The sequence below is a fragment of the Arthrobacter sp. UNC362MFTsu5.1 genome, from assembly GCF_000685965.1.
Lineage (GTDB): Bacteria > Actinomycetota > Actinomycetes > Actinomycetales > Micrococcaceae > Arthrobacter.
On record NZ_JMLE01000003.1, the window covers coordinates 194,156 to 220,549 of the forward strand.

The 26,394-nt window shown below is 66.2% G+C and carries 24 protein-coding genes and 1 pseudogene; 13 read left to right on the forward strand and 12 right to left on the reverse strand.

Going from position 1 to position 26,394, the window contains the following annotated elements; all coding sequences use genetic code 11:
* Positions 1-2: 2 nt before the first annotated feature.
* On the forward strand, positions 3-1,481 hold the full coding sequence (locus BS38_RS0105165) for a mannitol dehydrogenase family protein (RefSeq protein WP_028269824.1): 1,479 nt from the start codon (positions 3-5) through the stop codon (positions 1,479-1,481).
* A gap of 64 nt (positions 1,482-1,545) precedes the next feature.
* Here BS38_RS0105165 and BS38_RS24455 read toward each other — a convergent pair whose 3' ends face one another.
* Positions 1,546-1,719 carry a CsbD family protein gene (locus BS38_RS24455; protein ID WP_043437703.1) on the reverse strand — a complete coding sequence of 58 codons (174 nt, stop codon included), beginning with the start codon at positions 1,717-1,719 and terminating at the stop codon, positions 1,546-1,548.
* 196 nt (positions 1,720-1,915) lie between these two features.
* On the opposite strand from BS38_RS24455, the gene BS38_RS0105175 reads away from it, so the two are divergent.
* The gene (locus BS38_RS0105175) at positions 1,916-2,494 is read left to right on the forward strand and encodes an adenylate kinase (protein WP_028269825.1); all 579 of its coding nucleotides are present in this window, start codon (positions 1,916-1,918) and stop codon (positions 2,492-2,494) included.
* Here the strand turns inward: BS38_RS0105175 and BS38_RS24460 are convergent.
* Positions 2,491-3,384: an EamA family transporter gene (locus BS38_RS24460; RefSeq protein WP_051628739.1), complete on the reverse strand. Its 894-nt coding sequence runs from the start codon at positions 3,382-3,384 to the stop codon at positions 2,491-2,493. The genes BS38_RS0105175 and BS38_RS24460 overlap by 4 nt on opposite strands.
* 69 nt (positions 3,385-3,453) lie before the next feature.
* Here BS38_RS24460 and BS38_RS0105185 point away from each other — a divergent pair, with 69 nt between their 5' ends.
* From BS38_RS0105185 to BS38_RS0105195, 3 genes are all read left to right on the forward strand, one after another.
* Positions 3,454-4,323, forward strand: coding sequence for a LysR family transcriptional regulator (locus tag BS38_RS0105185; protein ID WP_028269826.1), 870 nt, complete (start codon positions 3,454-3,456; stop codon positions 4,321-4,323).
* Between the two features lie 316 nt (positions 4,324-4,639).
* A complete protein-coding gene (locus BS38_RS0105190; RefSeq protein ID WP_028269827.1) occupies positions 4,640-6,001 on the forward strand; it encodes an MFS transporter in 1,362 nt (453 codons plus the stop codon).
* On the forward strand, positions 5,998-6,801 hold the full coding sequence (locus tag BS38_RS0105195) for a putative hydro-lyase (RefSeq protein ID WP_028269828.1): 804 nt from the start codon (positions 5,998-6,000) through the stop codon (positions 6,799-6,801). The genes BS38_RS0105190 and BS38_RS0105195 overlap by 4 nt, the downstream gene beginning before the upstream one ends.
* A gap of 218 nt (positions 6,802-7,019) precedes the next feature.
* Here BS38_RS0105195 and BS38_RS24465 read toward each other — a convergent pair.
* Positions 7,020-7,591 (reverse strand): annotated as a pseudogene (locus BS38_RS24465) (MOSC domain-containing protein).
* A gap of 117 nt (positions 7,592-7,708) precedes the next feature.
* On the opposite strand from BS38_RS24465, the gene BS38_RS0105205 reads away from it, so the two are divergent.
* Positions 7,709-8,632 (forward strand): AEC family transporter, encoded by a 924-nt coding sequence (locus tag BS38_RS0105205; protein WP_028269829.1) that lies wholly within the window; start codon positions 7,709-7,711, stop codon positions 8,630-8,632.
* 70 nt (positions 8,633-8,702) lie between these two features.
* Here the strand turns inward: BS38_RS0105205 and BS38_RS0105210 are convergent, their stop codons facing one another.
* From BS38_RS0105210 to BS38_RS0105220, 3 genes are all read right to left on the reverse strand, one after another.
* On the reverse strand, positions 8,703-10,004 hold the full coding sequence (locus BS38_RS0105210) for an alkaline phosphatase family protein (RefSeq protein WP_028269830.1): 1,302 nt from the start codon (positions 10,002-10,004) through the stop codon (positions 8,703-8,705).
* Positions 10,001-11,644: an alkaline phosphatase D family protein gene (locus BS38_RS0105215; RefSeq protein WP_028269831.1), complete on the reverse strand. Its 1,644-nt coding sequence runs from the start codon at positions 11,642-11,644 to the stop codon at positions 10,001-10,003. The genes BS38_RS0105210 and BS38_RS0105215 overlap by 4 nt, the downstream gene beginning before the upstream one ends.
* 124 nt (positions 11,645-11,768) lie before the next feature.
* On the reverse strand, positions 11,769-13,643 hold the full coding sequence (locus tag BS38_RS0105220) for a Na+/H+ antiporter (protein WP_028269832.1): 1,875 nt from the start codon (positions 13,641-13,643) through the stop codon (positions 11,769-11,771).
* A 184-nt stretch (positions 13,644-13,827) separates the two neighbouring features.
* On the opposite strand from BS38_RS0105220, the gene BS38_RS27570 reads away from it, so the two are divergent.
* The 3 genes from BS38_RS27570 (at position 13,828) to BS38_RS0105230 (ending at position 15,271) form a co-directional block, all read left to right on the forward strand.
* On the forward strand, positions 13,828-14,091 hold the full coding sequence (locus tag BS38_RS27570) for a hypothetical protein (RefSeq protein WP_231511090.1): 264 nt from the start codon (positions 13,828-13,830) through the stop codon (positions 14,089-14,091).
* Between the two features lie 76 nt (positions 14,092-14,167).
* Positions 14,168-14,872: a hypothetical protein gene (locus tag BS38_RS24470; RefSeq protein ID WP_231511092.1), complete on the forward strand. Its 705-nt coding sequence runs from the start codon at positions 14,168-14,170 to the stop codon at positions 14,870-14,872.
* Positions 14,873-14,911: 39 nt separating this feature from the next.
* On the forward strand, positions 14,912-15,271 hold the full coding sequence (locus BS38_RS0105230) for a TfoX/Sxy family protein (protein WP_028269833.1): 360 nt from the start codon (positions 14,912-14,914) through the stop codon (positions 15,269-15,271).
* 41 nt (positions 15,272-15,312) lie between these two features.
* Here BS38_RS0105230 and BS38_RS0105235 read toward each other — a convergent pair whose 3' ends face one another.
* Positions 15,313-15,786, reverse strand: coding sequence for an NUDIX domain-containing protein (locus BS38_RS0105235; protein ID WP_028269834.1), 474 nt, complete (start codon positions 15,784-15,786; stop codon positions 15,313-15,315).
* A 65-nt stretch (positions 15,787-15,851) separates the two neighbouring features.
* Between BS38_RS0105235 and BS38_RS0105240 the strand changes: the two genes are divergently transcribed.
* Positions 15,852-16,625 (forward strand): oxygenase MpaB family protein, encoded by a 774-nt coding sequence (locus BS38_RS0105240; protein WP_028269835.1) that lies wholly within the window; start codon positions 15,852-15,854, stop codon positions 16,623-16,625.
* A gap of 15 nt (positions 16,626-16,640) precedes the next feature.
* Positions 16,641-17,549: a DUF817 domain-containing protein gene (locus BS38_RS0105245; RefSeq protein WP_028269836.1), complete on the forward strand. Its 909-nt coding sequence runs from the start codon at positions 16,641-16,643 to the stop codon at positions 17,547-17,549.
* Between the two features lie 9 nt (positions 17,550-17,558).
* Here BS38_RS0105245 and BS38_RS0105250 read toward each other — a convergent pair whose 3' ends face one another.
* From BS38_RS0105250 to BS38_RS0105260, 3 genes are all read right to left on the reverse strand, one after another.
* Positions 17,559-18,749, reverse strand: a complete 1,191-nt coding sequence (locus BS38_RS0105250; protein ID WP_231511095.1) for a hypothetical protein — start codon at positions 18,747-18,749, stop codon at positions 17,559-17,561.
* Positions 18,750-19,116: 367 nt separating this feature from the next.
* A complete protein-coding gene (locus tag BS38_RS0105255; protein WP_231511097.1) occupies positions 19,117-20,316 on the reverse strand; it encodes an NYN domain-containing protein in 1,200 nt (399 codons plus the stop codon).
* Between the two features lie 498 nt (positions 20,317-20,814).
* On the reverse strand, positions 20,815-21,504 hold the full coding sequence (locus BS38_RS0105260) for an HAD hydrolase-like protein (protein ID WP_051628740.1): 690 nt from the start codon (positions 21,502-21,504) through the stop codon (positions 20,815-20,817).
* A gap of 100 nt (positions 21,505-21,604) precedes the next feature.
* On the opposite strand from BS38_RS0105260, the gene BS38_RS0105265 reads away from it, so the two are divergent.
* The gene (locus BS38_RS0105265; RefSeq protein WP_442853334.1) at positions 21,605-22,063 is read left to right on the forward strand and encodes an Lrp/AsnC family transcriptional regulator; all 459 of its coding nucleotides are present in this window, start codon (positions 21,605-21,607) and stop codon (positions 22,061-22,063) included.
* Positions 22,064-22,076: 13 nt separating this feature from the next.
* Here the strand turns inward: BS38_RS0105265 and BS38_RS0105270 are convergent, their stop codons facing one another.
* Both BS38_RS0105270 and BS38_RS0105275 read right to left on the reverse strand, forming a co-directional pair.
* On the reverse strand, positions 22,077-23,471 hold the full coding sequence (locus BS38_RS0105270; protein WP_028269841.1) for an aldehyde dehydrogenase family protein: 1,395 nt from the start codon (positions 23,469-23,471) through the stop codon (positions 22,077-22,079).
* Between the two features lie 7 nt (positions 23,472-23,478).
* Entirely contained in the window at positions 23,479-24,528 is a 1,050-nt protein-coding gene (locus BS38_RS0105275) for a homoserine dehydrogenase (RefSeq protein WP_028269842.1), read from the reverse strand.
* A gap of 300 nt (positions 24,529-24,828) precedes the next feature.
* On the opposite strand from BS38_RS0105275, the gene BS38_RS0105280 reads away from it, so the two are divergent.
* Positions 24,829-26,286, forward strand: coding sequence for an amino acid permease (locus tag BS38_RS0105280; protein WP_028269843.1), 1,458 nt, complete (start codon positions 24,829-24,831; stop codon positions 26,284-26,286).
* Positions 26,287-26,394 lie beyond the last annotated feature (108 nt).

The following is a 26,394-nucleotide window of genomic DNA, read 5'->3' on the forward strand; positions in this document are numbered from 1 at the left end:
CAATGCCTGCACTCGAACCCAGCGTACTTTCCGGCCTGTCCGGTTCCCTGGCGGTACCCTCGTACGACCGCTCCGGCCTGACAGCCGGGATCGTCCACTTCGGCGTGGGCGGTTTCCACCGCGCCCATCAGGCCATGTACCTGGACCGGCTGATGAACGCCGGCAAGGCGCATGACTGGGCCATCTGCGGCGTCGGGGTCCTGCCCGGCGATGCCCGCATGAAGCAGACGATGGACAGCCAGGACTGCCTCTACACCCTGGTGGTGAAGAACCCGGACGGAACCCGGGAAGGACGGGTTATCGGTTCGATCGTCGAGTACCTCTTCGCCCCCGAGGACCCCGAAGCCGTCATCGAAAAAATGGCCTCGGAAGCAATCCGGATCGTGTCACTCACCGTCACCGAGGGCGGGTACAACTTCCACCACGTCACCGGCGAGTTCGACGCCGGCAACCCGGACGTGGTCCACGACCTCCAGCCCGGTGCCGCACCGCGGACAACGTTCGGCCTGGTCACCGAAGCGCTGCGCCGCCGTCGTGAACGGGGCTTGGAACCTTTCACCGTGATGTCCTGCGACAACATCCAGGGCAACGGGGATGTGGCCCGCACAATGTTCACCGCGTTCGCGCACCTCAAAGGCCCTGACCTCGGGGCCTGGGTGGAGAACAATGTTCCGTTCCCCAACAGCATGGTGGACCGCATCACCCCGGTGACCACCGACGCCGACCGCGCCGCGATTGCTGAAGAATTCGGCGTCGAGGATGCCTGGCCGGTGGTGTGCGAACCGTTCGAGCAATGGGTCCTTGAAGACCACTTCAGCCTCGGCCGGCCTCCGTTCGAGGATGCCGGCGTCCAGCTGGTGGAAGACGTGGAACCCTACGAACTGATGAAGCTGCGCCTGCTCAACGCCAGCCACCAGGGCATGTGCTACTTCGGCTACCTCGCCGGCTACCGCTACGCCCACGAGGTGGCCCAGGACGCCCTGTTCGGGCAGTTCCTGCTCGACTACATGGACAAGGAAGCCACGCCAACGCTCCACCCCGTTCCCGGCATCGACCTCGGATCCTACAAGCGGACCCTGATCGAGCGGTTCTCCAACGAACACGTCCGGGACACCCTGGCCCGGCTGTGCGCTGAAAGCTCGGACCGGATCCCCAAATGGCTGGTTCCGGTCATCCGCATCAACCTCGCCCAAGGCGGCGGGATCGCCCGGTCCGCGGCGATCGTGGCCAGCTGGGCACGGTACGACGAAGGAACCGACGAGCAGGGAAACCCCATCGACGTCGTCGACCGGCTCAAGGAACCACTGATGGCAGCGGCCGCCCGGCAGCGCGAGGAACCGCTCGCCTTCATCGCCAACCGTGAGGTTTTCGGGGACCTGATCGACAATCCCGTCTTCGTGGCCGCCTACACCCAGGCGTTGAACGACCTCCACCGCGTCGGAGCCCGGGCGGCCCTGGAAGCCCTGGCTTCCCGTTCTTAGGCCGGAAACGAGGAAGGGTGCCGCCCGCGTCAATGCGGGCGGCACCCTTCCTCTGTTTGGCGGCCTAATCCTTGAAGGCGTCCTTGACCTTCTCGCCGGCCTGCTTCAGGTCCGCTTTGGACTGGTCCGCCTGGCCTTCGGCTTTCAGGCCCGGATCGTTGCTGGCCTCTCCGGCCGCTTCCTTGCCCTTGCCGCCCAGCTTCTCGGCAGCATTCTCGATCTTGTCTCCCAGACCCATGGTGGTACTCCCTCCGGTTTGGTTGCCGCCGGCCGTGCGCCGGTTGCTCGCAAATTCATCGTAAACCCGATCCCCGCCCGATAGTAAGTATGCTGACTGAATTTGTGGCGGCTTCGCCAATGCAGCCTGGTCGCAACCTTTGAAGTCCTAGCATGGGGACACACTCCCCACAGCGACACAACGAAGGGTTACGCGAATGACCAGATTGTTGATTATCGGCCCGCCCGGTTCCGGCAAAGGCACGCAGGCGGAGCGAATTTCGGACCGCCTTGGCGTCGTTGCGATCTCCACGGGCGACATCTTCCGGGCTCACGTCAGGGGCGGGACGCCGCTCGGCGTCGAGGCCAGGAAATACATGGACGGCGGCGATTTTGTGCCGGACAGCGTCACGAATGAGATGGTGCGCAGCCGGCTAAGCCAGGACGACGTCGGCAACGGCTTCCTGCTGGACGGTTACCCGCGGACTGTAGCGCAGATTGATTACCTGGACGGCGTCCTGGCCGCACGAGAGCTGACCCTCGACCTCGTTCTGCAACTGACCGCCGACGATGAGGAACTGGTAAAGCGGCTCCTGGGCCGCGCCCGGGAAACCGGCCGCAGCGATGACAACGAAGCGGTGATCCGCCACCGGCTGGACCTCTACCACGATCAGACCGAGGCGGTGGTGGCCGCGTATGCCAAACGCACCATCCTGACCCGGGTGGACGGCATCGGCGCGGTCGATGACGTCACCGACAGGGTCATGGATGCCATCGACGACAAGGTGCCGGGCTAAATAGCCACGGGCGGAGTCCTGCGGCCCGCGAGCCAGATGGCCGCAGTGTTGGTGGCCACGATCACCGCCATGCCCAGCCATTCGTGGAGCACCAGGATCTGCCCCAGGACCACGGTTCCGGAGAGTGCGGCGAGGATGGGGTTGATGCTCATGAACACGCTGAAAAACCCGGCGGGCACGTGGCGGAGTGCGATGAGGTCGGCGGCGTAGGGAATGACCGAGCAAAGAAGTCCGGCAATGACGGCGAAAAGCAGCGCCGGGCCGGCGAGCATCCCTTGCATGAGGAGGTAGGCGGCCACCGGCAGGTAGAACACGAGGGAAACCACGGTGGCCGCAGCCGGAGCCTGCAGGCCGGGCAGCCGCTGGCCGGCGACGCGGTTCAGCACGATGTACGCCGCCCAGCACGCAGCCCCTGTCATGGCGACGGCTATGCCGGCGAAGTCGCTGGAGGGCCCCGGCATCACAAGGACGAAGACTCCCAGGCCTGCGCTCAGCCCGCACAGCAAATCCCGCCGCGTCCTCGATCCGAGGAGGGCAACCGCCAGTGGACCCAGGAATTCCAGGGTGACGGCAAGGCCCAGTCCGATCCGCTCGATGGCCACGTACAGGCAGATGTTCATCAGGGCGGTAGCCGCCCCCAGCAGCAGGACCGGCCACCATTGCCTCCACGTGAACCGATGGAAGGGAGGGCGGGCCACGGGAAGAAGCACGGCAGCGGCCACCAGCTGCCGCACCGCCACCACCCCAGCCGGTCCGATCATCGGAAAGGCATGGGCGCCGATCCCCGCGCCGACCTGGTTGCTGAGCCCGCTGCCCGTCATGGTCAGGACACCGCGAACCACTGACGACTCGCGGGCCGGCTCCGCGCCCTGCACTGAATAAGCGTCCATAACCCAAAGTGTCCGGGCAAACGCGTGCTCCGAAAAATGTGCCCAGCGATGGTTCTATACGATGACCGTATGAATGTAGAGCTGCGGTACCTCCGGGCACTGGTGGCCGTGGTGGACTCCCAGACGTTTACGGACGCCGCCATCGCGCTCGGGACATCCCAGGCCGCCATCTCGAGGTCCGTCGCGGCGCTGGAGCGGGCCCTTGGACTGCGCATCCTGCAGCGAACAACCCGGAACGTCACCCCGACGCCCGCCGGGGAACGGGTCATCGAGCACGCACGGCGCGTCCTTGACGAGGTGGCGCTGCTGGAACGCGCAGCCCAGGACCAGGGCGGCGAACTACGGGTCAGCTATGCGTGGTCCGCGCTGGGCCGCCGCACCGTGGCCCTGCAGCGAAAATGGGAAGAGCTCCACCCTGCGGTGCGCCTGCTCTGGGTCCAGTCGAATGCCCCGACAGGCGGCCTGGCAAACGGCGGCGTCGACGTCGCCGTCGTCCGGCGCCCGCTTGCTGACAACCGCATCGTGACGACGCTCATCGGCACCGAAGCGCGCTACGGCGCCGTCGCCAAGGGGGATCCGCTCGCCCGGAGGCGCTTCCTCCGCCTGTCCGATTTCGCCGGACGAACGATTGCGGTGGACCACCGGACAGGAACCACCACGGAAGAGCTCTGGCTGGGCATGGACGGGCCGGCGTCGGTCCGGCTGGTGCAGGGCGTGGACGAATGGCTGACCCTCATCTCCACGGGACAGGCCGTCGGAATGTCCTCGGAGGCCACGGCGGCGCAGAATCCAAGGCCGGGAATCACCTACCGGCCGGTCCGGGACGCCCCTCCGATTTCCGTGTTCCTGGCGTCCTGGAAAGACGATCCCTCGGTACTCGTCGCGGACTTCACCCGGCTGGCCCGGGAGGCGTTTGTCCCGGACCAGCCGGAACTGTAGGGCAGCGGAACCAAAGCAAGCGGGCGACGGCGGGACCTCCCGCCGTCGGCCGCTTGCGTTGCGGCTTGAGGCTGACGGTGTGAACTCCTGCCGGAACACGGTTAACCCTTGACGGTGTGATCTGCGTCGCGTAGATTGTTCAACAGTTCGGATTGTTCAACGATCCAACGATTGCTTGATCGACCTTGCAGCCCTCACGGTAGCTGCACACCCGCCCTAATGCCCCGCATGCGACGCTGCACGCCGGACAGAAGAAGGCGCCCAGCAGCATCCGCCCGCATACGGATGACATCCGCACTTTTCATGGAGGATACAAATGGCCACTCCATCAGTAATGGCCCACGGTGACCCGAAACCCTTTGTAGGGCGCAAGGGCATGTACAAGGCATTCGCAGCCAGCTTGACCGGAACCGCACTGGAGTTCTATGACTTCGCCGTCTACTCCGCCGCGGCCGCGATCGTTTTCCCGCTCATCTTCTTCCCGGCCTCGGACCCCGTCACGGGCACCCTGCTGGCCTTCTCGACCTACGCGGTGGGCTACATTTCCCGGCCCGTCGGCGGCATCATCTTCGGGCGGCTGGGGGATGAGATCGGCCGCAAGAAGATCCTGGTCATCACGCTGATGCTCATCGGCGTCGCGACGTTCCTGATCGGCCTGCTGCCCACGTACGACAATATCGGCGTCATCGCCCCCGCCATCCTGGTCTTCCTCCGCTTCGCCCAGGGCGTCGGCGTCGGTGGCGAATGGGGTGGCGCAGTGCTGCTCTCCAGCGAATTCGGGGACCCCAACCGCCGCGGATTCTGGGCATCTGCCGCCCAGATCGGCCCTCCCGCCGGCAACCTGATGGCCAACGGTGCGCTCGCCGTCCTGACCCTGACCCTGTCCGAAGAGCAGTTCCTGAGCTTCGGCTGGCGCATCGCCTTCCTGATCTCCGCCCTGCTGGTGGCCTTCGGGCTCTGGATCCGGCTCAAGCTCGAGGACACCCCCATCTTCAAGGCCATGGAAGCCAGGGGAGACAAGCCTAAGGCTCCGATCCGGGAAGTCCTGACCACCCAGCGCCGGCCGCTCATCGCAGCCATGCTCAGCCGGATCGGCCCGGATGTCACCTACGCTCTGTGCACGGTTTTTACCCTCACCTACGGCATCCAGGAGCTTGGCTTCGACCGCGGCCAGGTACTCGTGGCCGTACTTATCGGGTCAGCCCTCCAGCTCTTCACCATGCCGCTTGCCGGGGCCATCTCGGACCGCATTAACCGCCGGCTGGTCTACGGCATCGCCGCAGTGGCCGCCGCCGCGTGGGCGTACCTGTTCTTCATCGTCCTCGAAGGACGGTCCCCGGTCATGCTGATCGTGGGAACGGTCCTGGGCCTGCTCTGCCACTCGTTCATGTACGGCCCGCAGGCGGCTTTTGTGGTTGAGCAGTTCTCGCCGCGGCTCCGCTCCACCGGCAGTTCGCTGGCGTACACCTTCGCCGGCATCATTGGCGGCGCCATTGCACCGTTCATGTTTACTCTGCTGCTGAGCACTTTCCACAGCTGGGTCCCGGTCGCCATGTACCTCAGCGTCGCGTGCCTGCTGACCCTGGTTGGCCTGGCCCTGGGTCGGGACTCCAATGTTGCCGAGGACGAGGAATACCTGCAGTCCTCGGGCGAACCCGCCGAGGCCGTGGCCCGGTGAGCAACGCCACCGCCCTCATGGCACCCTCTGCCGCGCGCCTGAAGTTCCGCAACGGCCTGGTCACCCCCACCTCCGGATGGAGCGACGGCTACACCCAGGCCAACCTGATTGCGGTGGCGGCCGACTACGCCGACGAATTCATTGAGTTCTGCCGGCTCAATCCCAAGGCCTGCCCCGTCATAGACATCATCCCGGCGGGACATTACGAAAGCGTCCTCGCTGCAGGATCGGACATCCGCACCGACATCTCCTCCTACCGCGTGTGGGTGGACGGCGAACTTGCCGACCAAGTCACTGACGTAACGCCGGTGTGGCGTGAGGACATGGTGGGCGTCCTCATCGGCTGCAGCTTCACCTTCGAGGCCGCGCTTGCCGGTGAAGGAATCCCGCTGCGGCACACGGAAACGGGCCGCAACGTGCCCATGTACCGCACGAACATTGAGTGCACTCCGGCAGGAAGGATTCACGGTCCGATGGTGGTGTCCATGCGCCCGATGCTGCCCGGGCTGGTCGAAACCGCCATCAGGGTGACATCGGAGGTGCCGAAGGTCCACGGCGGCCCGGTGCACGTCGGGTCCCCGGAAGACCTGGGCATCGCCGACATCAACCGCCCCGACTTCGGGGACGCAGTGGAGATCCGGCCAGGCGAAGTCCCGGTTTTCTGGGCCTGCGGTGTGACACCGCAGAGCGCGGTTATGGCGTCCAGGCCCTCCTTTGCCATCAGCCACACGCCCGGGCACATGTTCATCACCGATGTCCCGGAAAGCAACTACCGGGAACCGGCAGGAGTGTCGTCATGAAGAAGCGACTTCTCGTTGCCGAGGCACGGGCCCGCAGGATCAACAACCTGGCTGCGCCGCGGCGTCAGGGCACTGGCGCAGGCCAACCGGCCGGCAAAGCTGGAACCGGCGGGGCCGTGCCGGCCGCTCCGGAGCATCACAGACTCTAAGGACAGCAAGCGGCAGACGGACGACGACGGGACCTCCCGCCGTCGTCCGCTTCCGTTGTGCCTGCCGCGCTACGGCAGCCGCGACGGCCGGAGCAGAGTGGGCGTGCCTGCGCGGTCGGGTCGAGCGGAACGGGGCTGACCAGCACCGCCGGGCCGCGGTGCAGGATGCCGCCCGAGAGCACCTGGCAGCGGACCCCGCCCCGCCCGCGCATCGCCTTGTGGGCGCCCGGGGCGAGCATCTGGTCCATCCAGGCGCAGGGGTGGGCGGGCCGCCCGGCCTTCAACCGGACAACGTCCCCGCGTGATTCCAGCACAAATTCTCCGCCCAGCAACGGTGCCAGGTCTGCACCCCTGAGGACCACATTGCGCCGCGTCAGCAGCGGGTCAAAGGGGCCGGCCCCCAGCTCTGCGGCCATGGCTTCGAGCGCCTCGACGGCGAAGAGTGTGACGGCGGCATCCATATGGGCGGCCTTCCCGAAGAACCGGTCGCCCACAATGCCTTTGCCCGCCACCAGTTCAACCCGCTCGGCATCGGTGGTGGGGACGTCGGCTGCACCCTCGCGGGCGCGGCCGAAGTAGGCGTGCGCCGGAGACACCAGCAGGTGCAGGACCTCCACGTCATACCTGTAGCTTGCCGTCATGCCTCAAGATTACGCCGCAGAATCTGCCTGATCCGGCGGCCCCTATAGGCTTGACCCGTTCCCAGTCAGCCTGCGTCATCAGCCGGCCCTCCAGCAGAAAAGATTGAGGAAAACGGTTTGGACGGAGTCCTCAAGGGTTTCTTTGTGGTCAGCGTGGTGCTGCTCATCGGCTACATCCTCGGCAGGACCAAGGCACTGGGCCCGCAGGGGAGCAAGGTGCTGTCCACCCTGACCTTCATGGTGGGGCTGCCCTGCCTGATGTTCTCCGCCATCGCGTCCCGGCACATTTCCGACGTCCTGAGCAGCACGGGCCTGATCTCCGTGGCGACAGCAGTAGCCGTCATGCTCGTGTTCACCGTTGCGGGGGCGATTGGCCGCTGGGGTGTCCGGCGCACCACCATCGGCGCGCTGTCCGTGGGCATCGTCAATTCCACCAACCTGGGTGTTCCGTTGTCGCTCTACATCCTCGGCAGCGCCACCTACGTCACGCCCATCATGCTGTTCCAGCTGGCCATCCTGACGCCCATTGCCCTGACCATCCTGGACCTTACGGATCCGGCGGGGAAGCACGTTTCCATCTGGCGCATCCTTTCCATTCCGTTCCGCAATCCGGTAACGGTGGCAGCCATCCTTGGCGTGCTGGTCAGCGCCGCGGGGATTGAAGTGCCCAGCCTGGTCCTGGATCCACTGGCACTGGTGGCCCAGCTCGCGGTCCCGCTGATGCTGATCATTTTTGGCATGTCGCTCCACGGACTCTCTGTCCGGCCGGGGCTCGGTGACCGTGTGCCGACCACTATCGCCGTGGTCCTCAAATCCGCCGTTCAACCGCTCCTCGCCTGGGCCTTGGCCGCGTTCGTCTTCCACCTCGACGCGTTCAGCACCTTCGTGGTCACGGCCTGCGCGATCCTTCCCACCGGGCAGAATGTGGTGCTTTACTCGGTCCGCTACGGCGCGGGTCAGGGCATCGCGCAGTCAACGGCCGTGTTCACCACGGTTCTGGCGGTCCCGCTCCTCCTGGGAGCGGCCTGGCTGTTCGGCTGACCGCACCACCCGGAAAATGCCCGACGGCGGCACTCACCGGAGTGCCGCCGTCGTCGTCCGCCTACGTAGGTCAGAGCCTCAGGGCGCTGGACCGCGACGTTCCGTCGTACCCGCCATCCGGTGCCGTGAGTCCGTAAATGTCGCCGATGGTCGGTGCGGCATCAACAGTCCTCGCTGGCTCAGAAGACACCGACCCCGGAACCACCAGGGGGCTGCCGCCGGAGATAAAGAACGGAATGGGCTCGGTAGCGGGATGCCCGTGGTTGCCCGGGATGGGGTTGGAAGCCACATACGGGTCGGAGAAACGCCAGCCTGCGCGGCAGTAGGCCACGAGGTCGCCGGCCTCGGCCCCCAGGCGCAAATCCGCGGGCCTGTTCACCGCCAGGACGCCCTCATGCGCCGCGACCAACTGCTCGACGGCGGCCAGGCCTGAGGCGCGATCGGCTTCGGCGCCGGTCCAGTAGAGCAGGTCCGCCCCGCCGTTCTGGGCGATTTTGACGTTGGATTGCAGCTCCGGGCGCGACTGCAGGATCAGGTCGATGGAAATGACATTGCTGGGGAGGGACCAATCCATCGAGTGGTCCGCCAAGACCATCACCACGCTGGAATCCCACTTTCCGGTGCCCTTGAGGTGGTCGATGAATCGCCCCACCTGCACGTCTGTGTCGGCGAGGGCTGCCTCACGCGCCGCCCTCAGCGTGGTGCCCGTGAGATCGGAGTGCCCCACGCGGTCAATGTCACCGAGGTTGGTGAAGACGAAGTCCGGGTCCGGTCCGCCCACCATCGCGAGCAGCGCGTCCATCGTGGCGGCGTCGGGCGCGTGACCGGTGACCGGCAGCAGCGGCTGGGGTTCCCAGCGGTAGCTGGCCCGGGTGCCGAAGATACCGTATAGGTACTTCTTGCTCAGTACCGAGCCGGTGGTCAGCCCTCGCCCCTGCAACCGGTCGAGGAGGGTGGGGAAGTGCAGGTCCGTGGGCCGGTCGAGGTCGCGGACCACGCCCCCGGCCCGGTCGAAAATCGCGTTGGCCGGAACGCCCGAGCGGTCCGGGCGGACCCCGGTCATCATCATCACGTGGTTGGGAATGGTCTCCATAACAGGGAGGGACCGGGCCGCCGGGAAATTCGTTCCGGCCGCCCGCAGGCCAGCCAGCCTCGGGGTGAGGGCGGACGTGATCTCGTCCGGGCGGCAGCCGTCCACCACGAGCACGTAGCTCCGGGTCCGTCCCGCCGCCGGTGCTGCCCACGCCGCTCCTTGCGCGGAGGAAAGGACGACGGCGGCACCTCCGGCAGCGGCGAACTTCAGGAACTGCCGGCGTCCCGGCGTCGACCGTCTGTTGACGGCGGGCGTACGCTGCTGCGGTGAACGGCTCACTGGAGTCCTCCCTGGCCCGGCGTGACCTTGCCGGTGCCGGCCTGAACGTTGAACGATGTGGACAAGGCGGATCCGGAACTGGCTGAGGTGCGTTCGGCAAGGACGTACCAGTCCATCCGGACTCCGGCGGCCGTCACGTCCAGGACGGAGTAGCCGTGCGAATCGAAATCGAGGTATTTAACGTGCGGATTCGCCGCCTTGATGGCGTTCTCGACGGCGACCGACCCGGTCCTGGGCGGAACGTTCAGGATGTCATCGAGGTTGTCGCTCGTGACGGACGTGCAGACCAGTTCCGCGGCCACGGAATCGCCGGTGGCCGGGTAGCTGGCCGGATCGGCGGGGATGTCGCAGGCCCAGCCGGAGTGGATGTCGCCGGTGAGGAAAACGGCGTCCTTGACGGCGTTGTCCCGCAGGTGGCGGACCACACGGTTCCGGTCGGCCTCGTAGCCGTCCCACTGGTCCACGTTGTAAGGCACGCCGCTGATGCTCGTTCCGCCCATCAGCTTCTGGACGCCGGCCAGTTCGGCAGTGCTCAGGGTCGAGGGCACCCGGACGGGGGCAATCATGACCGGGTTGCCCACGAGTTTCCATTGCGGGCCCGTGGACTTGAGGTTGCCCAGCAGCCAGTCCATCTGGGCGGCGCCGGTGATCGTCCGGGCGGTGCTGCTGATCGAGGGGTCCGTGCCGTTGGCCGCCTGCTGGTCCCGGTAGGAACGGAGGTCAAGCATGGACAGGCTGGCCAGCGAGCCGAAGTCCAGCCGACGGTACATCTGGCCGCCCGGTTCGTAGCGCACCGGCATCCACTCGGCGTACGCCTGGTGCGCGGCGGCAAACCGACCGCTCCACGCCCCTTCGGCGCCCTCGGTGTGGTTCTCGGCGCCGCCCTTCCAGGCGTCGTTGGCCGACTCATGGTCGTCCCAGGTCACGATGAACGGGGCGGCGGCATGCAGGGCTTGAAGGTCGGCATCGGTTTTGTACTGGGCGTGACGGCGGCGGTAATGGGCAAGTTGGGTCATCTCATGTGCGGGGTCGTGGGGACGGACCACGACGTCGCGGGCCTGGTATTCGCCCGGGCCGTATTCGTAGAGGTAGTCGCCGAGGTGGAGCACCGCGTCGAGGTCCCCGCGGGCTGCGAGGTGGCGGTAGGAGGAGAAGTAGCCGGCCTGCCAGTTGGCGCAGGACACGACGCCGAACTTCAGCCGGTCCACCGGGGCGCCTGCCGCCGGTGCCGTGCGGGTGCGGCCAACCGGTGAGATCTCCTGTCCGAGAATGAACCGGTACCAGTAGCTCGCTCCGGGGGCGAGCCGGGTCGCAATGACCTTGACTGTGTGGTCGCGGCCCGGGCCGGTGGCGGCAGTACCCCGCGCCACCACTTTCGTAAATGCGGGATCGGCGGATACTTCCCATCGGACGGAAACGTCCGGGCCGGCACCACTGCCGGGTAGTGATTCGGGGGTGGGCGTCACGCGGGTCCACAGCAGCACACCGTCCGGCATGGGGTCTCCTGAGGCAACCCCGTGGCCAAAGGCGCCGTTTTGGGAAGCTGAAAACGCTCCAGCGGGAGTGCCGGTGGCCATGGTTCCGGCCACGGCAGCGACCCCCGCTGAACGCAGAACTTGACGACGAGTAAAGGTAGTCATGCCATCCAGTATTCCTACCCGCCAGTAGCGGATTGGGCTTTCCGGACGCCTGTTTCCCCGCTGTTCGCCGAGTGTTTACTCCGTGGCTAGGGGCGCAGCGCGGCCACCACTAGTTCAATCCGGATCACCCCAGCAGGTCGTCCTTGTAGCACCAGCGCCAGTCCTCGCCCGGCTCGATGCTCCGCATGACGGGATGCCCGGTCGCCTCGAAATGCCTGGACGCGTGCGTCCCCGGGGAGGAATCACAGCACCCCACGTTTCCGCAGGCCAGGCACATCCTGAGGTGCACCGTCGTCGTGCCTTCCCGGAGGCAGTCCGCACACGAGGCGCCGGCGGGCACGGCGGGGGAGCGGGCGGACTCGAGGTGACCGCACACCCCGCCGGGCCTAGCGATGCCCTCCCCGCCGCCCTCACCGGAAGTGTCCAGCTCGTTCAGTGAAAGGTCCAGCATCGATTCCTCAACGTCCAACCGGTCCAGGACTTCGCTGAGGACCTCGTGGGCATACTCGCCGCCCCGCCGCAGCTCCAGCACCTTGGCGCGTTCAGCCTCCAGCATGGCAAGCCGCAGCTGGGCGTAGCGCTGACTGGGGGTCGCAGCTTCCGACGTCGGCCGGCCAAGCCGCTCCCAGGCCGCCAGCCCGCGCTCCTGGGTCCGCCGCTTCAGCATGGCCACCACCTCCGGCGGGTCCTTGTCCGTGCGCAATTCCTGCAGGCGGGCCACTCCGGCGGAGGTGGCAAGCTGCATCAAGGAGGCCTGGTTGAGGGCGTCCTCGCGCTGGTCCGGACCCTGCACGCGGAGCAGCCGGACCAGCGCGGGCAAGGTGAAACCCTGCAGCGTCAAGGTTCCGCCCACCACCACCATCGCTGCCAGTATCAGCACGGTCCGGTGCTCCAGATCCGCGGGCAGTACCAGCACCGCGGCCAGCGTCACCACCCCGCGCATCCCGGCCCAGGACACGATCGCGGCGAACTGCCAGGGCGGCGCGGGGTCCTTCCGCCGGACGGACGGAATGAGCCGGGGCAGGTACGTTGCCGGAAACACCCACACGGGCCGGAGCACCAGCACCGCCAGCAGGATCACGGCGCAGCCGGCCCAGATCCGGCCCGCTCCCAGCGAGTCGTCCTGGACCCCGTTGATGATGGTCCGGACCTGTAGCCCGATCAGCAGGAATACGGAGTTTTCCAGCAGGAACTGCACCGTGTTCCAGTTGCTGCGCTGGCTCAGCCGTGCGGCGCCGTTGGGCATGGACGGCGCCTTGGTCCCCATCACGAGTCCGGTGACGACGACGGCGAGCACCCCGGAGGCGTGGATCGCCTCGGCCGGAAGGTAAGCGACAAACGGGGCCACGAGTGACGTCGAGGTGTTGATCGCGACGTTCCGGATCCGTTTACGGAGCACGGTCAGCACGTAGGCGGCGGCCAGACCCACCACCAGGCCGCCACCGGCAGCGAGCAGGAATCCGCCCGCGATCCCGGCGGCGGACACGGACCCGGAGATGGCCGCGATGGCAGCACGGAGGCAGACCAGGGCCGTGGCGTCGTTGACCAGGGATTCACCCTCGAGGATGGTGACAATCCGGCGCGGCATACCCACCTTCCGCGCGATGGCGGTCGCGGCCACCGCATCCGGCGGCGCCACCACGGCGCCGAGCGCGATCGCGGCGGCCAGCGGGATCTCAGGGAACAGCCACCACACCACGAAGCCCACCGCGAGCGTTCCGAAGATGACGTAGCCCACGGAGAGCAGTCCGATGGCGCGGCGGTTGGAGCCGAAATCAAAGAGGGACGTCCGCAGCGCGGCGGCGTACAGCAGCGGCGGCAACAGCCCCACGAGAACCAGTTCCGGGTTCAGTTCAATCTGCGGGACGAAGGGGAGGAACGAACCCGCGACACCGGCCAGCACCAGCAGCAGCGGCACCGAGACGTTGAGCTTCCGGCCCAGGGCACTCCCGGCGCAGACCACCGCCACGAGAACCAGCAGTCCGAGGGCGACCTCCATGGGGCCATTCTCTCAGGCGGCATCAAGGGGCCGGCAGCGTCCTGCCCCGACACCCACTGTTCATGGACCCGATACCGTGCGGTTCTCGCGCGTTAGTCCGCCACGGGCACTCTTTTCAGGCACCCTCGCTCACGGCCGGACCGCCCGGGCGGGATCCCGTTGAGACGCACCAAGGAGAACCTCCGTGCTCGTGAAAAGCGCTGCCACCGCCCTCGTGGCACTCATGTCCCTGACCGGGTTTGCCGGCCCGTCCGCCGCCGCCAACGCCGGTGAAGACGATGCCCGGCAGCAGGCGTTCAGCTTCGGCGTCATCGGCGACATCCCCTATGGCGATGCCGAAATCGCCAAATTCCCCGCCCGCATCCAGGACATCAACGCCGACAGCAGCCTGGATTTCGTCGCCCACGTGGGCGACATCAAAAAACGGGTCCTCCGTCTGTTCGGATGAGTACTTCGAACACATCCGCGCCGAATTCGACACCTTCGAACACCCGCTGGTCTACACGCCCGGTGACAACGAATGGGTGGACTGCCACCGCGGAAACAACGGCGCCTACAACCCGCTGGAACGGCTGGACAAGCTTCGGGAAGTCTTCTTCAACGAACCCGGCAAGACCCTCGGGGAGACGATGCCCCTGAAGACTCAGGAGGACCTCGGACTGCCAGAAAACGTCCGTTTCACGAAGAACCGCGTGGCATTCTCCGTGGTCAACGTCCAGGGCAGCAACAACTCCCTCCTGCCCTGGACCGGCATCGGCGAAACCGCGGTCACGGCCGAGCAGCAGGCGGAAGTGGACCACCGCACGCAGGCCGTCCTGGAACAGCTGCGGGACACGTTCCGGGACGCGGCCCGCCGCCACGACCGTGCAGTAGTGCTCATGACCCAGGCGGATATGTTCGATCCGTCGCTGCTCGCCGCTGCCACGGCGCATCCGGAATCGGTGTCGGGCTTCCGTGAAATCGTCCGGACGGTCAGCGAGGAAACCAACCGCTTCGACGGTCCGGTGTACCTCATCAACGGCGACAGCCACGTCTACGCGGAAAACCGGCCGCTGGCCGAAGGCTCGCTGTGGCTGACGGTCTACGGCCAGGAAGCGGCGGATGATCTGCAGCGCATCACCGTGGACGGCTCAGCCAACGCCACCAACTACGTGAGGTTCACGGTGGCGCCCAACAACGCCGCCGGCTCCGCCGTCCTGTCCTGGGAAAAGGTCCCCTTCAAGGAGTAGCCGGGTGATAATGAAGGCCCCGGACCGGAAGGCGCCCTCATGCAGATGGAAAAGGCAACGGAAACTGACAAAGAGCAGTTCAGATCGTTGCTGGCAGGGCTGCCGGGCATTGACATCAAGCCGATGTTCGGGAACCTGGGCGGCTTCGTCAACGGGAACATGTTCGCGGGGCTCTTCGGTTCCACCCTGGGCCTGAAGCTCGCGGATGCGGACCGCGACGAGCTGGTGAACAGCCGCGAGACCCTGCCCTTCGGCCCCGCCGAACGGCCCATGGGCGGCTACGTCGGGCTCCCGGTGCAGGGCCCGGCGGAAGAGCTTGAGCCGTGGGTCGCCCGGGCGCTCGCCCACGTCGCCACCCTGCCGCCCAAGGCACCCAAGACTGGCAAACCGAAAAACTGATGAACGACGACGGCGGGACGTTCCGGACCGCCGGGTAGGGCCTAAGTGGCGTCCCTGAGCCGCTGAACGAGGGCGTCCAGGATGGGAAGCTGGCCCTTCACCAGCTTGGTGCGCGCCTCGGATCCGCTGAACCAGCGGGCGTCGTCGATCTCGGGATAGTGGTTGATGATGCCTGACCCCCTGGGCCATTCCAGCGGGAAGGTGTTGCTCACAATGGTTTCGGGCTGGAAGTCCCAGCACGCGGCGAAGGCCGTGATGATCTTGCCTGAGGGCTGCTTGAAAGCGCCCAGTTCGACATAGTCCGCCGGCGGTGCGGCAGTGCCCATTTCCTCGGCGAACTCGCGCAGGGCTGCCGTCAGCGCATCCTCGTCCTCGGAGTATTCACCCTTGGGGATGGACCACGCGTGCTCGTCCTTGCGGGCCCAAAAAGGTCCGCCCATGTGGGCTATCCAGACTTCCAGCTGAGCAGCCGAGTTCCACCTGTACAGCAGGATGCCTGCGCTTCGAACGGTCATGTTGCCTCCTGTTCCTAGGCTATATGCGACGGCAGCGGGGGTCGGCTCTCGGGTAGTGTGTGGGCATGGTGCGTGGACTTGCCGACATGGGAGCAGAAGGCGTTCTGCTGGCCGGGGCAGGGCGGGCAATCCTGCTGCAGATCGCGAACCCGGCGGTGGGCCACGGCGTTGCCGAGCACAGCAACTTCGCCGATCGTCCGCTCGAACGGCTCCGCGCCACCCTCACCTACGTGTACGCCGTGGTGTACGGGACCGAGGACCAGGTGGCAGCGGTTCGCCGCAGTGTTAACCGCGCCCACGCCCCGGTCCGCCGTAAACCTGACGCAGGATCCGCGGGCTACAGCGCCTTCGATGCGCAATCCCAGCTCTGGGTGGTGGCAACCCTGTACGACACCGCCGTCACCATCTACGAAAAGATCTACGGCGCGCTGGACGACGAAGCCGCCGACCACATGTACCGGGACTACGCGAGAATCGGCACGGCCTTGCAGCTTCCCGCGGAGCTGTGGCCGGCTGACCGCGCGGCATTCGGCAGCTACTGGGAGGGGTGCCTGCAGGGACTGGAAGCCGATGCCGTGACGTCGGGCGTTGCCCGCAGCCTGCTCTATCCGGCAGACCCCCGGACCTGGCAGCGGGTGGTCATGCCGCTGGCCCGCTTCATCACTGCGGGGCTTCTGCCGGACCAGTTGAGGCAGGGTTTCGGGCTACCGTGGACTGAACGTCACGGCCGCTGGTTCGACCGCACCCTGCGGTGGTCCGCGGTGGTGTATCCACGGCTGCCGCGCAGAGTCCGGCACTGGCCAAAGAACTACTGCCTGGGCAGGCTCGACGCCGCCTAGCGAAACGGGGGATCAGTGCGGAGCTTCACATCCGTAGAGCTTTTGATCGATCAGCGGGCCCACAGGTTTCTGGACAGTGCGCCTGCCGGCGGTGCCCGGTCAAAGCTCACCGAGTTTGTGGTGTTCGGCCTCAAGCAGGGCTGGGCGTGCATCTTTGGCGCCGCGCTCCTCGCGGTGCTTCTGGCAGCGCGCCTCTGGTATCCGGACGACGCCGGTTTGGCCCGGAACGACTTCCTGACCCTCGCCGCCGTCGTCATCCAGATCCTGATGGTGGCAACACGGCTGGAAACGGTCCGCGAGCTTAGGGTCATTGTCCTGTTCCACTTGGTGGGGACGGTGATGGAGTTGTTCAAGACGGACGTCGGCTCCTGGTCCTACGGGGCCGAGGGCGTCCTGCGCATCGGGGCGGTCCCGCTCTTCAGCGGCTTTATGTACGCGGCCGTGGGTTCGTACATGGTGCGCGTCTACCGACTCTTCGACCTGCGTTTTGCCCGGTACCCGCGGCGGTGGATCACGGCCATCATGGCTGCGGCCATCTACGTGAACTTCTTCACCCACCACTACCTCTGGGACGCACGCTGGGTGCTGCTGGCCGCCGTCGCGGTCGTCTTTGGACGGTGCGCCATGCACTTCCGGGTGTTCCGCAGGAAGTTCCGGATGCCGCTGGTCCTGGCATTCCTGCTGGTGGCGCTGTTCATCTGGATTGCCGAGAACATCGCCACCTGGTCCGGGGCCTGGCTCTACCCCAGCCAGGTGGACGGCTGGCAGATGGTCTCGCTCGACAAGCTGGGGGCCTGGTTCCTGCTGATGATCATTTCCGTGGTGCTGGTGGCCTGGGTCTACAAGCCGCAGGCGCCGGAAGCCGAGGAGAACGCCAGCGCCGAAGTGCCCCTGGAGGCCGGCGTGGGGCCACGCCCTTCTTGACGGAGGGGCCTACGGTCCGGCCTTGGCGAACACCCGGCCGATGAATGCTGCCAGCGCGTCGGCGGTCGCCTGCACTTCGGCTTGTGAGGTCGTTCTGCTGCTGGCTTCCACAGACAACGTCCCCTTGCGTGCTCCGACCCTGACGTGCCATTCGCCCGTCCCGTCGGAGAGTTGGTAGGCGACGGCGTAGCTTGAGTCCGCTGCGACGGTCACGTTCAGGGGCGAGACGGCCGGCCACTGGCGCTGGCCGCCTCCGAGGATGTTTTCTTGAACCGTCGCGCAGTCGCGGAGCGTGGCGGCTCGGGTGTCGAACGGAAACGGTGGAACCGCCGTCGAAGGCATGCTGATCACGCTCAGCTCGGTGTAGTCCATCTTGCTGGCACCTTGGAGCTGGCCCTGGGCGAGGATGGAGCCGAGGAGTGACCCGTAATATGCTGCGTCGTCGTAAGTGCACGGCGGCACGGATCCTTGCGGAGAAGGGGCGGGGTTAACGCCGGGCGTCGAAACGATGACCGTGGCGCCGGGCAGGGTCAGCGTCGTGCCGTTCGGCCCGGCGACGCTGTTGAGAAGTGCGACCAAGTCGTCGGGTGTACGGGAGTTCGGCGGCGGCGGGGCAACCGTCGGAGGCTTCGTTACGGCCTGGTCGATGAGCTCCTTCGCCAGGCCGGCCATGGAGTCGAGGGCCGGCTGGGCGTCGGCCTCGGAGTTGGGCTCGGCGATAGCGAGGCTCAGGGTCATGGACATTGTTCCCGCCAGCACCCGCAGTTCGACTGAGCCGAAGTCGCCGGGTCCCTTCGGCTTTGTGGTCTGCATGAAGGCGTATTGTTTCTGCCCGGCCGACGGCGCCTTCAGTAGCTGGACCGCGTACGTTGAGGTCCGGCCGGACTCCGTCGATGCCAGGTCAAACTGGCCGCAGCGGGACGCCTGATCCTCCGTGTAGCCGAAGTCGGCCTTGGCGATGGCATCCCTTTCCGCGCTTCGCAGCGTGATCATGATGGTGCTGGCCGGTCCCGACTGCGCACCCATCGGCATGGCGCCCTCGGCAAAGTTCACATTCTTGTCTGCCCAGCGGATGAAGGGGTTCTCGGGGACGAAGACGGCGCACTCGCCGGGCGTTGTCTCGCTGCTAACAACGGGGAAGCTGCCGCTCGAGGCTCCGCTTCGCTGGCGAGCGGAGTCCTGCGCAGTGGGAAACTGCACGCCCCGCCGCTGAGCTACTCCGTTGATGATCGCCACGAGCTGCTGGTCCGTGAAGACCGCGTCCGGCAAGCCGGTTGATGCGGGCCCGCTCGTCGACGTGGGCGTGGCAGCCGCCGGCGTTGGCGTCCCGCCCGATGAAGTGGGGCCCGGGGTCCCGCCCCCGGACGAACACCCTGCCAGCGCCAACAAAATGACAACAGCGCAAACGAGCCACTGTCTTCCGGTTTTTCGCGCCATGATCACGCCAGCGGTTCCACCGTCACAAGGGGACATCAGCGGCCTCCTTTGCCAGAACCCCAACGCTATGGTTCAGCGGACATACCGGCTAGGGTATTTGGACCTCAGGCCCAATCGCAGGCGTCAGGGATCAGCCCTCCAGGTAGCCGCCGCTGGCCCAGCGCCGCAGGGCCGCCTTCTCGCCGTCGTCGAACTCCATCAGCGCTACCCGGCACAGCTCCTCCACGTCCTCCGTCCAGGCCGCCGCGAGCCCTTCCGGGGTTGCGTTTTCGTTGAGCTGATAGTTGACGTAGCCCAGGCCCTGGATGACAAAGTTCACCGCGCCGCGGGACACGGGCTGGCCTGCGGTGACACAGTCATCCCGGACCAGCCGGGACAGTTCGTTGCGGCTGACCGGCTGCTCCCGAAGCCTGGCCGCCAGTGCCTGGAACAGCTGCCGGAACTGGGCTGCGGAGAGCGCGGGCACGTCCGTTACCCGGGTGACGCGTTCCTCGATGCCGGGCTCGACGTCGGCATCCGCCGGCAGGTCGTCACTGGAAAACCGCTGCGCGTCCCAGACCCAGCCGCCCCGTGAAGGGGAGTATTCAACGCTGTTGCCGATTTGGGCCACCCAGGTCCCGAATTTTCCGTACCCTGCCCAGTCCGTCTTCAGGGAGGGGTCCGCCGTGAGGGCGCGGTGGGCCACCATGGCCCCGACAACCGGACCAGGGGCGGCACGAACGAAGTCGCAGACCTCCCGGACGGCGGCTGAAGCGGTCTTCGACAGGGTCTTGGGCTTGGCTTTGGCGGCCGGCTGGACCTGCGGCGGCTGGACAGAAGCCACGGCCCGGATGGGCTCGCCGGTGGTGCCGTTGAGGATGGCCACGAAGTCGTGGGACTCCACCACGCTGTCCGCCATCTCGCGGTAGGCGAAGGCCACGGCTCCCGCAGCGATGACCGTGGTCAGCTTGTCGGCGGCCCGGAAACGCTGGATGAGGGACGTGAAGTCGGCATCGGCCGAGGCGATGAAGAACTCGTCGATGCCGGCGCCGCCGGACAGCGTGTCCATGGCATCCAGGACCAGGTTGATGTCGGTGCTGCTCTTCCCGCGCTGCGTCAGTGACGGGCAGTCGATCACGCGGAAACCTGCCCGGGTCCAGTACGTCCGGTACTTCGAATACACCACCGGATTCAGGTAGCAGTTCCGGATCAGGAAGCGGCGGGAACTCTCCCCGGAGCCGCCGGCGGACAAGGCGTCCGCCCAGTGTTTGGGATCCTCGGCGAAGCGCTTCGCCGCCAGGGGATCGAGGGCCTGCAGGCCCGTGTAGACGTTGTCGAAGTCGACAAACATGGCCGCCCGGATTCCAGGCCGTCGGGAAGGGGACCGCGACTCTTTCATCTGCCAAGTGTGCCAGCAAGCCGGGTTGCCTGGGCAGCTTTTCCGCGACACGGGGTAATTCGGTTCGATGAGCTCCGGGGCGGGACGGCAAGCGGACGACGACGGGACTTCCTCCGTCGTCCGCTTGCCGTTGCCGGTGGTGCTTTTAGCTCCATTCGGGCGGCTGGAAGCTCGCACCACCGAACATGGGGTAGGCGATGGTGCCGCGTTGGTCCTTGAGCTGGGATCAGGGTTTGTTGAGTCCGAACGCCCCGTAGCAGCGGGCCTGCGTCACCCGGTCCAGGTCCAGGATGCCTAAAGGATCGGCAGTCCTGCTCGCCGTGGAGCCGGCAAAACTGCTCCAGCCCGTCGTCGTCCGTTCGCCTGGTTCGCCCCGTTCGAAGGCCCGGAGGCCGCGTGACGGATTATCCGCAGCGGCACTGCTGTAAGTGGGCTTCAGGGGCTGCTGAACTACAGGCTGGCGCGGAGCAGCCGCGCGAGGATCTCGGGTGTCTGGGCAACAGCCGCAGCCTCTGCGGCTTCCGAAGGGTCTCCGTATCCCCAGGACACAAAGATCGTCGGGATCCCGTGCACCGCCGCGCCGGCCACGTCGTAGCTTCGATCGCCCACCATGACCGGGTTGGAGATATCCACTCCCTGCGTCTTGAGCCGCGCCAGCGATTCGGCAATCACATCCTCCTTAGTGGCCCTTCCTGCGGCGTCGGACGCACCGCAGATGTCGGCGAAGTGACTGTCAATCCCAAAAGTGCGAGCCAGCCGGACCGCCTGATCCTCCACTTTGGACGTTGCCACCGCCATCGGACACCGCAACGAATCCAGCTGATCCAGGAGACCGTCGATACCGCTAAAGAGGGTGGATTGCCCGGCCCCTGTTTCGGCGTAGGCCGCCCGGTAGTGTCGGAGCGCGTCCCGGGCGGTTGCTTCGTCCAGGCCCGCGCTGTGCCTGAACGACTCGTACATGGGCGGTCCAACGTACTTGAGCAGTTCCCGGTGCGGGGGTACAGGCGCATCCACCGCCTTGAGCGCCCGGGCAGCGCTGTTCATCACCCCCGGCGCGGAGTCCAGAAGCGTCCCGTCCATGTCGAACAGAATGCAGGTGATGGCGGCGGGTGCCTGATTGTCCAGGCGGGGACGTATCATTTCTGCGGAGCCTTTCTGGCTACGGCGTCGGCGCACACAGTCCAATGGACAAGGGTGAACCGATGATTTGCGGCGGAGGGTAGGGATGGACGGGGCGGGTTTGGATCACATCGACCAGAAGATCCTTGCAGAACTCACGAAGAACGCCCGGGTGTCCCATGCCGAACTGGCCGGCAGGGTGCTTCTGTCCCGGAACGCCGTGCGGCAGCGTGTTGACCGCCTGGAGCGGCAGGGCTACATCCAGGGCTACACGATTGTGGCGGGCAGCGTGGGCCAGAGCATGGTCTCCGCTTTCCTCATGATTTACCGCAAGGACCGCATGCGTGGTGCCGACGTCTTGGCAGCATTGCGGACCATTCCCGAAGTGGTCCTCTGCGATGTCCTGAGCGGGGATTTTGACCTGCTGGTGAGGTTGGAAGCACGCTCGCTGGACAGGGTCCAGGAGATCTGGGAGCAGATCGCGGCCCTGCCCGGCGTGGGCGACACCGTGACCGCGCTAACCCTGTCCAACGTCATCCGGCGGCGGGGAGCCGACGGGCACGGGACAGCACAGCAATAGGCCTCTTGCCCCGCTAACTTCTGATGCAGACCACCTTGGGCTGCGTCATCTCATCGTGGGCGAACCGGACGCCTTCCCGGCCCATGCTGCCGTACTTGGACCCGCCGAACGGCATGCCGTCGAACCGGTAGTCTGAGGAGTCGTTGATCATCACGCCGCCTGCGTCCAGATCCCGGGCCGCACGCATGGCCGCCGCAAGGGAGCGGGTGAAGATGCCCGCATGCAGGCTGAAATCGATGGAATTCGCCAGCCCGATAGCTTCGTCGTAGGTGCTGAACATCTTGAGCATGACCACTGGTCCGAACACTTCCTCCTGCCAGAGGCGGCAGTCCTCCGGAACGGACTCCAGAACGGTTGGCAGCAGGACATTTCCTTCAGCCCGGTTGCCTGCCAGGACCGTTGCGCCGGCATCGACGGCCCCGCTGATTTTGAGCTGGACCTCCCGAACCGCGCCGGGGGTAATCATGGGGCCAACGTCGGTCCGTTCCTCGGCGGGGTCGCCGGTGACCAGTGATCTCGTGGCCGCCACGAACTTCCGGCGGAATTCGACGTAGACGGAGCGGTGGACCAAAATCCTCTGCACCCCCACACAGTTCTGGCCCGCAGCCCAGAACGCGCCGGATACACACGAGTCCACGGCCTTGTCCACGTCCGCATCGTCCAGGACGATCACCGGCGCGTTGCCGCCCAGGTCCATGGCGAGCTTCTTCAGCCCTGCCGTGCGGGCGATTGCCTCGCCGGTCGCGAACCCACCGGTAAAGGAAACCATCCGCACGTCCCGGGTTCCGATGATGGCCGCCGCAACATCCCTCCCGCCGTGCACCACAGTCAGGACCTCCGGCGGCAGGCCGGCGTCGTACAGGGCGTCGGCCAGCAGCTGTGCGGACAGCGGCGTGAGGGCTGACGGCTTGAGTACGACGGCGTTGCCCCCCGCGATCGCCGGGCCCACCTTGTGTGCCACCAGGTTGAGGGGATCGTTGAACGGAGTGATGGCCGCAATGATCCCGAGCGGCTCACGTGTGAACCAGCCGGTCCGGTCCTCTGATCCGGCATAGGAGTCGAATGGGATGACCTCGCCGGCGCCGCGCGTCGCCTCCTCTGCGGACAGCCGGAGCGTGTTGATGGCCCGGTGCACCTCCTTGCGCGCCTGGCGGATGGTCTTCCCGGCCTCCGCCACGATGGTCTGGGCGAAGACCCCGCTCCTGCGCTCGATGTCGGAGGCAGCCGCGGACAGGATGGCGGCGCGGGCATGGCGGGACAGGGACTTCGCCGCCACGGCGCCCGAGCGTGCCGCGGCCATCATTTCTTCAACAGCACTGACATCGGTGATGGGGACGTCGCCCACAACCCTGCCGTCGTAGGGACTGGTCACCTCGTGGAGCCGGGGAGCGCGGACAACCTGCAGCATGGTGGCCTCAGACACGTGCCTGTCCTTCCGCCATCTTGTGGATGGCCATGACGTCGGAGAGCAGCGCGTAGGCCGTCTCGATGCGCCCGGCGCCGGGGCCGGAAACCGTCACAGGGCCCAGCAGGTCAGTTTCGAACGAAACCGCGTTCGTGGCACCCGAGATGCCGGCAAGGCTGTGCTCCTTGTCGACGGCGCGGGGTGAAACGCCCGCCGCGATGCCGCCGTCGGGAGTCCGTCTGGCCGATCCGACCAGTTTCCAGCGCCGGCCGGCCGAAGCGGCCGCCCGGACATCCTCCGGCGTTACTGCGGAGATGCCCTCCCGCTGGACGTCCTCCAGCTGCAGGTTCCCGCCGAGGAGCTCGTTGGCGAGGATCAGCACCTTTAGTTGCACGTCAAAACCCTCAAGGTCCGCGGCAGGATTCGCCTCGGCGTAACCCAGCTCCTGGGCCTCCCGGACCGCCTCACCAAGGTCAAGACCGGCTTCCATGCGCCCCAGAACGTAGTTGCTGGTGCCGTTCATGATCCCTTCGAAACCGTTGAGTTGCAGCCCGCCGAACATCTGCTTGGCAAGCCGGATCACCGGAGTGCCGCTCATGACGGCGCCTTCAAACTCGAAGCGGACACCTTGCCGTTCCGCCAGGGCTGCAAGTTCACTTCCCCGTAGCGCCACGGGTCCCTTGTTGGTGGTGCAGACGCTCTTGCCCGACTCCAGTGCCCAGCGGACGTGCGACACGGCGGGCTCGCCGTCCTCCGGGTTGGTGAAGGTGGCCTCGCAGATGATGTCCGCTGTGCAGTTGCGGATCACGCCCTCGTTATCCGGTTCCGCGGAGCCGCCGTGCCGGGCAAAGGTTTCGCCGTCGCCGCCCAGCGCCAGGGCCATGGACAGGTCAATACCGCCGGCGTCCACGAGGGACCCGAGGCGCAGATCCGTGATGGCAACAACGCGCAGGCCGAAGCCCACCTCGGCGCGGAGTGCTTCCCCGCGGGCGGCAATCAGCTCAGCCAGGCTGCGGTTCACTCCGCCGAAGCCAATCAGTGCAAGGTCATAGGTGGTCATGCCGTGTCCTTCTCTCGGAATTGCTTGGTGCTTCCATCCTCAGGGCGCTCCGTGTCCGTCCCGCCATGTGATTCCGCCCAAAGGACTACGCAAAGTGACCAAGGATGACGCCATACGTATCGTCGGCCCTTAATATTCGTGCAATATATGCATCTAGGAATGTTTTTAAAGATCAAAAATGCCTTTTGGTGTTACTTTCATCACGGTGGTTGGGTTTACCGGTCTGGTCCCCAACGCCCTCCGAGGCTTTCCGGTGCATCAATCCCGTTCGCACCTCGACTACTCTCCCGGGAGCAATTCATGGAACTTTCCTCCACAACCCGCTTGGATCCGCAGGCTTCTTTACTGCCTGAAGCGGGACCCTCTGAATCAGGGCGCGGTCCGGCGCCGGGGCTCCAGCGATCCATGGGCCCGCGGCACCTGGTGATGATCGCCATGGGCGGCGTCATCGGGTCGGGCCTTTTCCTCAGTTCGGGCTACACGATCTCCCAGGCCGGACCGCTGGGCGCGGTTCTGGCGTATCTCGTGGGCGCCTTCGTCGTTTACCTCGTCATGGCCTGCCTCGGGGAGTTGGCCATCGCCTATCCGGTCTCGGGCGCGTTCCACATCTACGCCGCCAGGTCCATCGGTCCCGCCACCGGTTTCACCACGGCCTGGCTGTATTGGCTGTGCTGGGCGGTGGCCCTGGGATCCGAGTTCACCGCGGCCGGCCTGCTCATGCAGCGCTGGTTCCCGGGAATTGACGTGTGGGTCTGGTGCGTCGTCTTCGCGTCCATACTGTTTGCCCTGAACGCGGTCTCTTCGCGGTTCTTCGGCGAATCCGAGTTCTGGTTCTCCATCATCAAGGTGGGCGCTATCGTGGTCCTGATTGCCTTTGGCGGCGCAGCGCTGGTCGGGTTCCACCCGCTGGCCGGAGGTTCCCACCCGTTCCTGCTCGAAAACTTCAACACGTCGGGCGGACTGTTCCCCAACGGCTTTTCCGGCGTCCTGGTGACTGCCCTGGCGGTCTTCTACGCGTTCTCCGGGTCGGAACTCATCGGCGTCGCAGCGGGCGAAACGGCCAACCCGGAGACAAGCATTCCCAAGGCAATGCGGACCACGGTGTTCCGCCTGCTGATCTTCTTCGTGGGCGCCATCGCAGTCATCGCCGCCACCGTCCCCTTTGACGAAGTGGGCCTGGACGAGAGCCCCTTCGTCACCGTCTTTTCCTCCATCGGCATCCCCTATGCCGCGGACATCATGAACTTCGTCATCATCACCGCGCTGCTCTCCGCCGGAAACAGCGGCCTGTTCTCCTGCGCCAGGATGCTCTTTTCCCTGTCCGAGGAAGGGCACGCGCCGAAGGCGTTCCGGAAGCTGACCAAACGCGGGATTCCCCTCACCGCCCTCTGCGTCAGCATGGTCGGCGGGCTGGCTTCGCTCATCAGCAGCGTGGTGGCTCCGGAAACGGTGTATCTCGCGCTGGTTTCCGTCGCCGGGTTCGCTGTTGTGGGGGTCTGGATGTCCATCACGGCGTCGCATTTCTTCCACAGGCGGGCCTTCGTGCGGAACGGCGGAAACATCGACGACCTCGCCTACAAGGCGCCGCTGTTTCCGGTGGTTCCGATCCTTGCCTTCGCGCTGTGCCTCGTCTCGCTGATCGGCATCGCTTTCGACCCGAACCAGGTCGCAGCCCTGTACTTCGGCATTCCGTTTGTGGGCGCCTGCTACGCCTTCTTCTACTACAAGTACGGACGGCGGCAGCAGCTCGGCAAGTAGCCGCCTACGGCAGTGCTGCGGCAAACCGCCGGCCCGGCGGCTGAACCAGTGTTCGGCCGCCGGGCCTCTGGCGGGTTTCTCCGAAGGCGGGCGTTTCCGGCAGGAGGA

Bases quoted from the DNA above. Each gene is read 5' to 3' on its own strand.
- BS38_RS0105165 (WP_028269824.1), top strand. From the start codon at position 3: ATGCCTGCACTCGAACCCAGCGTACTTTCCGGCCTGTCCGGTTCCCTG.
- BS38_RS24455 (WP_043437703.1), bottom strand. From the start codon at position 1,719: ATGGGTCTGGGAGACAAGATCGAGAATGCTGCCGAGAAGCTGGGCGGC.
- BS38_RS0105175 (WP_028269825.1), top strand. From the start codon at position 1,916: ATGACCAGATTGTTGATTATCGGCCCGCCCGGTTCCGGCAAAGGCACG.
- BS38_RS24460 (WP_051628739.1), bottom strand. From the start codon at position 3,384: ATGGACGCTTATTCAGTGCAGGGCGCGGAGCCGGCCCGCGAGTCGTCA.
- BS38_RS0105185 (WP_028269826.1), top strand. From the start codon at position 3,454: ATGAATGTAGAGCTGCGGTACCTCCGGGCACTGGTGGCCGTGGTGGAC.
- BS38_RS0105190 (WP_028269827.1), top strand. From the start codon at position 4,640: ATGGCCACTCCATCAGTAATGGCCCACGGTGACCCGAAACCCTTTGTA.
- BS38_RS0105215 (WP_028269831.1), bottom strand. From the start codon at position 11,644: ATGACTACCTTTACTCGTCGTCAAGTTCTGCGTTCAGCGGGGGTCGCT.
- BS38_RS0105220 (WP_028269832.1), bottom strand. From the start codon at position 13,643: ATGGAGGTCGCCCTCGGACTGCTGGTTCTCGTGGCGGTGGTCTGCGCC.
- BS38_RS0105230 (WP_028269833.1), top strand. From the start codon at position 14,912: ATGCAGATGGAAAAGGCAACGGAAACTGACAAAGAGCAGTTCAGATCG.
- BS38_RS0105235 (WP_028269834.1), bottom strand. From the start codon at position 15,786: ATGACCGTTCGAAGCGCAGGCATCCTGCTGTACAGGTGGAACTCGGCT.
- BS38_RS0105240 (WP_028269835.1), top strand. From the start codon at position 15,852: ATGGTGCGTGGACTTGCCGACATGGGAGCAGAAGGCGTTCTGCTGGCC.
- BS38_RS0105255 (WP_231511097.1), bottom strand. From the start codon at position 20,316: ATGTTTGTCGACTTCGACAACGTCTACACGGGCCTGCAGGCCCTCGAT.
- BS38_RS0105260 (WP_051628740.1), bottom strand. From the start codon at position 21,504: ATGATACGTCCCCGCCTGGACAATCAGGCACCCGCCGCCATCACCTGC.
- BS38_RS0105270 (WP_028269841.1), bottom strand. From the start codon at position 23,471: ATGCTGCAGGTTGTCCGCGCTCCCCGGCTCCACGAGGTGACCAGTCCC.
- BS38_RS0105275 (WP_028269842.1), bottom strand. From the start codon at position 24,528: ATGACCACCTATGACCTTGCACTGATTGGCTTCGGCGGAGTGAACCGC.
- BS38_RS0105280 (WP_028269843.1), top strand. From the start codon at position 24,829: ATGGAACTTTCCTCCACAACCCGCTTGGATCCGCAGGCTTCTTTACTG.